Consider the following 9,301-nt stretch of genomic DNA (forward strand, 5'->3'; position numbering starts at 1 on the left):
AGATGCTGAGCAGCCTCGAGGGCATGACGTCCATGTACATGGCGTCGCAGCCCGGCCCCCATACGGCCCAGTCGATCCGGGAGATCATCGCCCAGCTGCGTGTCATGCCAATGTTCGCGGGCCAGATCGAAGAGGATGACGCAGAGGAACTCGCGCGCCTGATCGAGGAGAAATACGGCATCAGCATGGGCTTCGGTGCCATTGTCGATGCCGAAGATTTCAGACCCTGGCTGCATGACGCCCGGATCAACGGTGAGATCGACGATTTCTATTGGGGCCGGTACCGCAGACTCCTGAACCTGAAGGGAATGCCGAAGTCGGTGATCGACGCGACGGATGAGGTGACGGATCGGGTGCTGGATCGGCTGGGAAATCCCCGCAACCTCAGCCCGTGGAGCCGCCGCGGCATGGTCGTGGGCCATGTGCAAAGCGGCAAGACCGCCAATTACACGGGGCTGATCTGCAAGGCGGCTGATGCGGGCTATCGCCTGATCGTCGTGATCGCAGGGATCCATAACAACCTGCGGAACCAGACCCAGGCCCGCATAGACGAGGGATTCATCGGCCGCGATACCGGTCGGCTGGCCCATGCCAACAGGGCGCAACGCCAGAGGATCATCGGCGTCGGCCAGTTCGACCAGCGCGAGTTTCCGGTCTCTCTCACCAACACGCTGCGCGACTTCAACAAGGCGACGGCCACCACGAACACCAGCCAGATCGGGCAATACAACGTGCCCGTCGTTCTGGTGATCAAAAAGAACTCCAGCACGCTGAAGAACCTGCTGGAATGGCTGGAGGAACACTCTGCAACCGGGGTTACCAGGATGGTCAGCCAGCCCATGCTGCTGATCGATGACGAGGCCGACAACGCCTCGATCAACACCGCCTATGCGCGCGACGAGGTGACCCGGATCAACGGGCAGCTCCGGCAGCTGCTGTCGATGTTCCACCGCAGCTGCTATGTGGGCTACACGGCGACGCCCTTTGCCAACATCTTCATCGACCCGGATACCGATGATGATGCGCTGAAGCAGGACCTGTTCCCGCGGCACTTCATCATCGGCCTCGACGCGCCATCGAACTATTTCGGGGCGCAGAAGGTGTTCCTTGATGCCCGGGACCGGCATGTCCGCCTGATCGACGACAACGAGGACATCCTGCCGATGAAGCACAAGATCGACCATCCGGTCGATGTGCTGCCGGAAAGCCTCATCCGTGCCGTGCGCGCCTTCATCGTCGCGCGGGCGATCCGGAATGCCCGGGGCCAGCAGGGGGCCCATGCCTCGATGCTGATCAACGCCTCACGCTTTACCGATGTCCAGGGGCGGTTGCGGTCCCGGGTGGCGGATGTCGTCGACAGGATACGGGATGCCGTCGCGGTCGATGGGGCCAAGGGCAAGGCAGCGCTGCGCAACCCCGAGATTGCGGCCCTGCATGCGGTCTGGGAGGCCGAGTTCACCGGGGCTGAGGGCGCGGACTGGCCCGCCGTCCAGGCCCGCCTGCACGAGGTTCTGGTTGCCGCGCGGGTTGTCGAGGTCAACGCATCAAAGCGGTCGCAGCCGCTCGACTATGACCAAGGTGGGGAACATGGCGTGACGGTGATTGCCGTCGGCGGTTTCTCCCTCTCGCGCGGGCTGACGCTGGAAGGGCTGACCATCAGCTACTTCCTGCGGAACTCGATGATGTATGACACGCTGATGCAGATGGGCCGTTGGTTCGGCTACCGGCCCGGATACGAGGACCTGTGCCGCGTCTGGATCCCTGCCGATGGTGTGGGCTGGTATGCTCATATCCACGAGGCCATGGACGACCTGCAGACCCAGCTGAAGCGCATGGAACTGGCCAAGGCCACGCCCGAGCAGTTCGGTCTCGCCGTTCGCAGCCACCCGGAATCGCTGATCGTGACGGCGAGGAACAAGATGGGCACGGGGAAGGAATTCCCCATGAAGGTCAGCCTCGAAAAGAAACTCGTCGAAACGACACGCATCGTCGCCGAAGAGGGCTTGATGCAGCGCAACTTCGCGGCAGGCGAGGCACTGCTGCAGGACTTGGTCTCAGATGGCCGCTCGTTCGAGAAGCGAAGCCGCGGTCACCTGGTGAAGGGCGTGGCCGTCGGGCGGATCGACGCTTTCCTGCGGACCTTCCGTACGGATCCGGCGAATGTGCCAGCCGATCTTCTGACGGACCCCAAGCTGATCCGCGACTACATCGCCGCCCGGGCGGACAGCGAATTGCGGCTGTGGGACGTCTTCATTGCCAGTTCGACCGGAAATGAGTTCGATCCGGTCGCCTTCGGGCATCTGGATCTCGTGCCATACGGGCGATCGGTCGACCCTCGCGACTTCGCAAAGGGCGTTCTGACGATCAGCGGCACAAGCCGCCGGGTTGGTTCGGCCGAGGATGAACGCGAAGGGCTGACGGACGAACAGATCGCGGCCGCCGAGAACGCCTTCAGGCGCGACCGTCCTGAAGCAAAACCGAAGTCCACCATAAACCCCAGTTACTACAGATCGGTAGAGGGACGCCGACCGCTGTTGATCTTGCGGCTCGTGCGGCCGAAGGTCGAAGATTCGGATGGCAATACCGTTTTCGGAAAGGACGTCCTCGCCTGGGGCCTTTCCTTCCCGTCCAGCAAGATCGCAGGCGGCACGGTGGAATACATCGTCAACACCATCCGCATGCGCGAAATGTTCGGCGATGAAGAGATCGAGGAGGAGGCGCGCGGTGATACCGAATGACTCGCCATGGTCCGGCCTCGAGGCAGGGAAGGTGGACACGCGCCGGGTTTCGGCGTCGGCACGTTGGAACTGGTTCTGGGCAGTGATGCCGCGGGCGGATGTGGCCCTTGTCCTGCAATTGTCCAACCTGCCAAAACCCGCCCCGGACCTGCCCAAGCTCCGGAACCTCGAGATCCGGTTCCAGACGTTGCCTGGCGGCCCGATCCTCTACATCCGGCTCAAGGACAGCGCCCAGCTTGAACTGTTCGAGACCCTGTGTCGCGATGTGATGGCGGCGGGCGAGCTTGCAGTGAACGAGGCTGAAGCCCTCGAACGCGCCATCGGCCGCACCTTCCGCTGGCACTATCTGCTTCGCGGCGGAAAGCTCGAAGCGCTTTCGGAGGAAGCCCAGAAGGGCCTGATCGGCGAGATCGAAGTCCTGAAGCTGCTGATTTCCACGCTCGGTGCCAAACCGGCGTTGACCGCGTGGACGGGGCCGTCTGGCGCACCGAAGGATTTCGAGCTGAAGGCCGACTGCATCGAGGTCAAGGCGAGGCGCGGGGCTTCGCAGCCCTTCGTGAAGATCACCAACGAGTTCCAGCTGGCCGATGTGCCGGAACGGCGGCTGTGGCTTGCGGTGCTGGCCGTCGACAAGGTGCAGCCGCCACACGGCCGGACGTTGACCGAGTATGTCTCGGAAGTCACTGAGTTTCTGGAACGAACCGAACCTTCGGCCATAATGGACTGGGATCTGCACCTGGCTGACGCGGGTTTCGACATCCTGCACGACTATTCGGCATGGCGCTGGATCGTCTCGGCTCCCGATTTCCATGCCGTGACCGAGGACTTCCCACGGATTGCCGCGCCCGTGCCCCTGGGGCTGTCTGCGGTTTCCTACGCCATTGCCCTTTCTGCCTGCACGCCATTCCGGACGGATTGGGACACGGTGCAGGAAAACCTGAACGAAGTAGCCCAGCCATGAGCGAACTCGACGAGTACCACCAGAACCTGATGGCCGATATCCGCCGCGAAGCGGATGCCAGCGGCATCTTCCCCGTCGAGGCATTCTTCGACCGGATGACGGACCGTCTGACCGAAGCCGGCGAACTGGAGGTAGCCGATCGAGCCTACTTCCAGAGCGGCGAAGGCGGTCAGAAACTGAGGATCGACGGCTATGCCGGTGATCCGAGAGACAGCGAAGGTGTCCTTGGTTTGATTGTCTGCGATTTCGCCGACAGCGACAATGTGCAGACCTTTGGCAAGGGCGATGTCCCACCGATCCTGAACCCCCTGATCCGATTTCTGAAGAAGGCGAAGACCGAGGAATTCCGGGATTCCCTCAACGAGGCCAATCCGGCGTTTCAGGTCTCGGACCTGATCATAACGACATGGGCACAGGTCACGAAGGTCAAGCTGATCCTTGTATCGAATCGCCAGTACATCGGTCGCGATGATGCGGTGAAGCTGGCAGAAATCGGTGACGTTCCGATTACCTGGTCCGTCTGGGATCTCGCTCGGTTCGAGCGCTTCGATCTGAAGGGAAGCGACGAAATCGAGATCGACCTGAACGGAGATTTCGGCGGCGCGATACCCGCCCTCAAGGCCTCGCGATCCGGTGACGCCTTGGAAAGCTACCTGATGATCATTCCTGGTTCGCAACTGGCGAGCATCTACGATCGCTGGGGCGAAAAGCTCCTTCAGGGCAATGTGCGCTCGTTTCTTCAGGCGCGGGCCAAGACGAACAAGGGAATCCAGAACACGATCCGGAACGAGCCGGAACTGTTCTTCCCCTACAACAACGGCTTGTCCGCGACCGCCAACGCAGTCGCGTGCGAAGAAGGTTCGAATGGCCTCTTCGTCACGTCGATCAGCAACCTCCAGATCGTGAACGGTGCCCAGACGACCGGGTCGCTTCATGCCGTGATGAAAACTGCGGCAGAGCAACTGCAGCGGGTCTTCGTGCAGATGAAGCTGACGGTGGTCCCGTTCGATCGGGCGGAAGAAATCGTACCGCGGATCTCGGAATATGCGAACACCCAAAACAAGGTGAACGCTGCCGACTTCTTTGCCAACCATCCGTTCCACGTCCGCATGCAGGATTTCTCGCGGGACGTCATTTTTGCGCGCCGCGAGGGCGAACGTCATGACACCAAATGGTTCTATGAGCGGGCGCGTGGTCAATACATCAACGCAAGGCCGAAGACGCGGGGGCGAGCCCAGACCGATTTCGATATTCAGTTCCCAAAGCCGCAGCTCTTCAGCAAGACAGATCTGGCCAAGTTCGAATTCTCGGCCGCGGGCCACCCCCACATCGTGTCGCGAGGGGCCCAGAAGAACTTCGCCGAATTTGCGAAGGACATCGGCGAAACCTGGTCAAAGAACGATGCCAAGTTCGACGAGCTTTGGTACAGACGACTGATATCAAAGGCGATCGTGTTTCGCTGGCTCGAGACCGAGATTCCCAAGCAGCCATGGTACGAAGGCGGCTACCGCGCAAATATCGTCACGTATGCAATGGCCAAGGTGTTTCACGACGCCAACGGCGAGAAACAGGTTCTGGACCTCGATGCGATCTGGCGTCGCCAGTCCGTTTCTGACGCATTGAAACAGGCTTTGTTGCTGGCTGCGGGCGAAGCAAATGACGTGATCACCAATCCTCCTGCAGGCGTGCGCAACATGTCGGAGTGGGCGAAACAGCAGGCGTGCTGGAACGGACTGAAGGGGCGATCACTGGATTATGGTCCAGAATTCGATGGCTGTCTCGTGCTGGCAGAGAATGCCCGAACCAACGAGCGTGACCAGAGGAAGAAAAAGCGGGAGATTGACGGCATATCCGCTCAGTCTGAAGTCGTGAATCGTGGGGCCGATTTCTGGCGGGAAATTCTCGAGCTGGGCATGGCCGACCGGAAACTCACTCCGAAAGACCAGCAGATCTTGCAGGTTTGCGCCTCGATGCCGCGACAGCTACCGAGTGAACTACAGTGCAAACATGCCTTGAGTGTCCTTGAACGACTGAGGGAACAAGGGTTGGTATCCGTTTGATGCTTTGCCAGTCGGTGAATGATCGGAGTGCCGTGATAGCTTACCCGATTGCGGATTCCTGAGTCTGCCAGTGTTGCGGGAACGGCTGCAGTAGCTGAGCGAGCGTGGCCCCTGATCCCTGCCTGCCGTCGAGGATCGCCTCGACGATATCAGGCGCGAGCAACGTCAAACGCAGGACACGGGTCATGTATGAGGGCGCGATCTCCTCGCGCTCAGCCAGATCGGCTATGGTGGCGAACTCGCCTGAATCGAGCATGCGCTTCCAGCGGAACGCGCGACCCAGCGCCTTTACCAGCGTATTGTCCGGCTTGCGCGTCTGTTCGGCGCCATCCGGCAGCACCATCTCTTTCCTTCCGCCGCGCTTCACGACGCGGAACGGGACAAGGATGGTGACTGTGTCGGGGAGGGACGTGGCCCGGGTCATGCTTCGGCTCCTGTATCTGCGGTGATTTCGCGCGCCAGTGCTGCCAGCCCGTCCGTGCGCAGGCGGATATTCAGCGCGTGCAACCCGATCTCCACTCTCTCCACCAGCAGCGCGACGATCCGCGCCTGTGCAACCGGGAACAATTCGTCCCACAGCGGGTCCAACCGCGTGAGGGCGTCCCGGGCTTCCTGCTCGCAGATGCCGTCTGTGTGGGCCTGTGCGGCCCTCCAGGTGCCCGCCACGATCTCGGGCTGCCGGAACACCGCGCGCAGTTGGTCAATGACGGCCGCCTCGATGTCCCCGGCCGCCACACGGCCCACCGGGCATGTCCCCGCCCCATGCCGCAAGATGGTCTGGCTGACATAGTAACGATACAGACGCCCGCCCTTGCGCGTGTGGCTGGGCGAGAAGGCCGCCCCATCCGGCCCGAACAGCAGCCCCTTCAGCAGGGCAGGAGTGTCCGCCCGCGTCTTGGCCGCCCGCTGGCGGGGACTGACCTTCTGGATGGACTGCACCTTCTCCCAAGTCTCGCGATCCACGATGGCCTCATGCTCACCGGGATAGCGCTTGCCCCTGTGGACCGCCTCCCCGATGTAGACCGGGTTGTCGACCAGACGGTGGATGAACTTCTTGTCGATGGCCTTGCCGGAAGTGGTGCGCATGCCACGCTCTTCTGCTTCCCGAGCGATGAGCGTCGCGGACCCCACCTCCAGAAAGCGCTGATACACCCAGCGCACATGGGCAGCCTGATCCTCATTGATGACCAGCTTGCGGTTCTCCACCCGGTAACCATAGGCCACACCCCCGCCCATCCAGATGCCCTTCGCGCGGGAGGCCGCCACCTTATCCCGAATGCGCTCTGCGGTGACCTCGCGTTCGAATTGTGCAAAGGAGAGCAGGATGTTCAGGGTCAAGCGACCCATGGATGTTGTCGTATTGAAGGACTGCGTCACCGACACGAACGTCACGCCGTTCCGGTCGAAGACCTCGACCAGCTTCGAAAAGTCCATCAGGGACCGGGACAGGCGGTCGATCTTGTAGACGACCACCACATCGACCAGCCCATCCTCGATATCCGCCAGCAGGCGCTTCAAGCCGGGGCGGTCCAGCGTGCCCCCGCTGATGCCGCCATCATCATAGTGATCCCGCACCAGCACCCATCCCTCGGATCGCTGGCTGGCGACGTAGGCCTCGCAAGCCTCACGCTGGGCGTGGAGCGAGTTGAACTCCTGCTCCAACCCTTCCTCGGAGGATTTCCGGGTATAGACGGCGCAGCGGAGCTTCTGGACGATGCCTTCGGTCACGCCCCCCTCCGATGGTTCTTCAACCCGAAGAACACCCAGCCGTTCCAGCGCGTGCCGGTGATGGCGCGGGCGATGGCGGACAGCGACTGATACGGCCGTCCCTGCCAGTCGAAGCCTTCAGCCGTGACAGTGACCACATACTCCACGCCCTGCCATTCGCGCAGCAGCCGCGTCCCGGTGATCGGCCGATCGCGATCGAACCGATGGCTGCTCTTTCTCCGATCCCCGCCGCCGTAGAGTTCCTCGCCCAGTTCCTCCAGCCGCCGCACCGTCTCGGGTTTCAACCCGCCATAGGCCAGTTCCTGAATGCGGTAGGCGAGGCGGCTCTCCAGATAGCGGCGATTGAAGGGGGGCGGTTCGCTGCCAAACAGATCGCGCCACTGCTGCTTCAGCGCAGTGACCGGCGCCGTCTTCAGTGCCGCGAGGCGCGCGGGGATGGGGTCATTGGTCGTCATGCGGTTCTCCGGTGCGTCGGAGTTGCATGTGCGCTCTGGTCGGGCAGAGAGTGTAGCGAAGTTTCTCCAGCGGGATCAGAGAGTTGACTTGACTGGCGCTGCATCAGCCGGATCAGGCCCAAGGCCAGGATGCGGCACAACTCGGTGCGGCGCTCGGCAGGGGTCATGAGGGAGGGGGCGAGGGGGTTCATTCCTCACTCCTCTTAAGCGTTGACGCTTCACCCCCATGGCAGGAGTGGGAGCTATTCCGGAAAGCGTTGGCTGAGATTGGCGCCATCAGCGTGAAACCGGCGACGCGCGATGGCGGTTCTCGTATTCGACAATGTCGGAAAGCCGATAGCGGATGCTTCCCCCCAACCGAAGAAAATGGGGTCCATAGTCCTCTGCGCGCCAACGCTGGAGGGTGCGTGTGGTGCACCTCCAGCGCATTGCGAGTTCCCTTTCAGAAATCAGGGCGCAATCCGCTATCGCTTCGGTCAGTGGCTGCTCGTTCTTTCCCATGTTGGATCATCTCCATGGCCATGATGTTCGCCCAGCATGCCATCGGTGACCCGTCCTGTACGGGAATAGCCAGAAGGCCTCTCCGACTAGATTCAAGAATTTGATTTATATGGAAATTTCAAAAGATAATCGTTAACCGATTAGCCGTTGTGCGGTTCCCAGTCATCAGGGATGAAGCTCGCGCCCAGCTTCAGGAACTTTCGGACCGTGTCGTCTGAAATCGACAAGCCCATTTCAGACGCCAACTCCGCGATTTCCCTCGGGACGGAGCTTCGCGCTGAGCGTGGATTGTAGCCGAGTTGGTCGATTGCCATGGCTGTGAAGAGTTGTGCGATCGTATCGACTTCGCGCCTGTCCTGTTTCGGAAGAGGGCGGCTTGGCGATCTTTGCTGTTCAGGGCCGTGATACTTTCGCAAGAGGGCGAGAAAGTCCGGGTGCACTTCGAACTCCATGCGATCGACCCATCGCAAGAAATCTGCCGGTCGGACACGTTTTTCGTACCCATTTGGATTGAACTGCCTGGTAAGGAGCTGATGGCGTTCGATAAGGAATTTGACTGATTGATACTGAAAATGAGGGTCTTTGGCAGTTATTGCGTCGATCCTCTTTGCGATCTCTTGGCGTGGATCGAAGCCGATGGACAGGCACGTCAATTCATCCACCGAGAAGAAGGGTTGACGAGCCCAGTACACAAAATCGGCGATGCGGTCGCAATGACCAAACCCACCGGCGAACCAAGGTGGGGCCTGCTTTTGTAGACGATAGATCTCGTTGTCCTGAACCCACATTCTCCAAGTAAGTCGCTGATTTCGCTGTCGTAATCGTGATATTTCGCATATAAATCATGGCGTTGACGGC

At 60.9% G+C, this 9,301-nt stretch carries 8 protein-coding genes; 3 read left to right on the forward strand and 5 right to left on the reverse strand.

The window, feature by feature from the left end; genetic code table 11:
- The first annotated feature begins 2 nt into the window (after positions 1-2).
- The 3 genes from G5V65_RS18615 to G5V65_RS18625 are packed head-to-tail and all read left to right on the forward strand — an operon-like array spanning position 3 to position 5,759.
- Positions 3-2,738, forward strand: a complete 2,736-nt coding sequence (locus G5V65_RS18615) for a Z1 domain-containing protein (RefSeq protein WP_165053213.1) — start codon at positions 3-5, stop codon at positions 2,736-2,738.
- Entirely contained in the window at positions 2,698-3,699 is a 1,002-nt protein-coding gene (locus tag G5V65_RS18620; RefSeq protein WP_165053189.1) for a PD-(D/E)XK motif protein, read from the forward strand. Before G5V65_RS18615 ends, G5V65_RS18620 begins: the two co-directional genes overlap by 41 nt.
- Positions 3,696-5,759, forward strand: a complete 2,064-nt coding sequence (locus tag G5V65_RS18625) for an AIPR family protein (RefSeq protein WP_165053191.1) — start codon at positions 3,696-3,698, stop codon at positions 5,757-5,759. The genes G5V65_RS18620 and G5V65_RS18625 overlap by 4 nt, the downstream gene beginning before the upstream one ends.
- A gap of 40 nt (positions 5,760-5,799) precedes the next feature.
- On the opposite strand, the gene G5V65_RS18630 is transcribed toward G5V65_RS18625, so the two are convergent.
- From G5V65_RS18630 to G5V65_RS18645, 5 genes are all read right to left on the reverse strand, one after another.
- The gene (locus tag G5V65_RS18630; protein WP_165053193.1) at positions 5,800-6,183 is read right to left on the reverse strand and encodes a hypothetical protein; all 384 of its coding nucleotides are present in this window, start codon (positions 6,181-6,183) and stop codon (positions 5,800-5,802) included.
- A complete protein-coding gene (locus G5V65_RS18635; protein ID WP_165053195.1) occupies positions 6,180-7,487 on the reverse strand; it encodes a recombinase family protein in 1,308 nt (435 codons plus the stop codon). The genes G5V65_RS18630 and G5V65_RS18635 overlap by 4 nt, the downstream gene beginning before the upstream one ends.
- On the reverse strand, positions 7,484-7,942 hold the full coding sequence (locus tag G5V65_RS18640; RefSeq protein ID WP_165053198.1) for a DUF2924 domain-containing protein: 459 nt from the start codon (positions 7,940-7,942) through the stop codon (positions 7,484-7,486). Before G5V65_RS18640 ends, G5V65_RS18635 begins: the two co-directional genes overlap by 4 nt.
- 276 nt (positions 7,943-8,218) lie before the next feature.
- Entirely contained in the window at positions 8,219-8,443 is a 225-nt protein-coding gene (locus tag G5V65_RS22860; protein WP_343162864.1) for a helix-turn-helix transcriptional regulator, read from the reverse strand.
- Between the two features lie 140 nt (positions 8,444-8,583).
- Positions 8,584-9,231, reverse strand: coding sequence for a hypothetical protein (locus G5V65_RS18645; RefSeq protein WP_165053201.1), 648 nt, complete (start codon positions 9,229-9,231; stop codon positions 8,584-8,586).
- Between the last annotated feature and the right edge of the window lie 70 nt (positions 9,232-9,301).

Source organism: Paragemmobacter kunshanensis, from assembly GCF_011059185.1.
GTDB lineage: Bacteria > Pseudomonadota > Alphaproteobacteria > Rhodobacterales > Rhodobacteraceae > Paragemmobacter > Paragemmobacter kunshanensis.

What these genes read in the sequence shown, in the direction of transcription:
- G5V65_RS18630 (WP_165053193.1), bottom strand. Translation starts at nt 6,183, where the DNA reads ATGACCCGGGCCACGTCCCTCCCCGACACAGTCACCATCCTTGTCCCG.
- G5V65_RS18640 (WP_165053198.1), bottom strand. Translation starts at nt 7,942, where the DNA reads ATGACGACCAATGACCCCATCCCCGCGCGCCTCGCGGCACTGAAGACG.
- G5V65_RS18625 (WP_165053191.1), top strand. Translation starts at nt 3,696, where the DNA reads ATGAGCGAACTCGACGAGTACCACCAGAACCTGATGGCCGATATCCGC.
- G5V65_RS18620 (WP_165053189.1), top strand. Translation starts at nt 2,698, where the DNA reads ATGAAGAGATCGAGGAGGAGGCGCGCGGTGATACCGAATGACTCGCCA.
- G5V65_RS18615 (WP_165053213.1), top strand. Translation starts at nt 3, where the DNA reads ATGCTGAGCAGCCTCGAGGGCATGACGTCCATGTACATGGCGTCGCAG.
- G5V65_RS22860 (WP_343162864.1), bottom strand. Translation starts at nt 8,443, where the DNA reads ATGGGAAAGAACGAGCAGCCACTGACCGAAGCGATAGCGGATTGCGCC.
- G5V65_RS18645 (WP_165053201.1), bottom strand. Translation starts at nt 9,231, where the DNA reads ATGTGGGTTCAGGACAACGAGATCTATCGTCTACAAAAGCAGGCCCCA.